The 489-nt window shown below is 72.2% G+C and carries 1 protein-coding gene; it reads right to left on the bottom strand.

The features are described 5' to 3' along the window. The coding region (locus tag KCH87_RS48505; protein WP_210594470.1) for a polyketide synthase dehydratase domain-containing protein at positions 1-489 on the bottom strand (489 nt) is incomplete at both ends.

Here is a 489-nt window from a genome sequence, read left to right as displayed (position 1 = left end):
TGGGGTCGGTGAGGTGGAAGGTGACGGTGTCGCCGCTCTCGTCGACGGGGGTGAGCTGTACGCGCAGGGCCGTGGCACCGGTCGCGTACAGACCCACTCCGGCGAAGTTGAACGGCAGCCGCACCTCTTCCACCGCTCCCCCGGTAGCAGCCGCCAGCGTGTGCAGCGCCGCGTCCAGGAGAGCCGGGTGAATGCCGTAGCCGGACACATCGGTGTCCGCGGGCAGCGCGATCTCCGCATACCACGCCTCGCCGCTGCGCCAGGCCGAGGTCAGGCCCTGGAAGACCGGGCCGTAGTGATAGCCGTGCTCGGCCAGCCGCTCATACATGCCATCCAACGCCACCGACTCAGCACCGGCCGGCGGCCACACGCCCTCCACCGCGTCCGGCGCCGGGACCGCCGAGCCCAGCGAACCCGTGGCATGCCGCGTCCACGCGCCCTCACCCGAGCGGGCGAACACCCGCACCCCGCGACGGCCACTGTCATCGG

The organism is Streptomyces sp. GESEQ-35, assembly GCF_017948485.1.
Lineage (GTDB): Bacteria > Actinomycetota > Actinomycetes > Streptomycetales > Streptomycetaceae > Streptomyces.
This window is presented reverse-complemented; position numbering and strand designations above follow the sequence as displayed.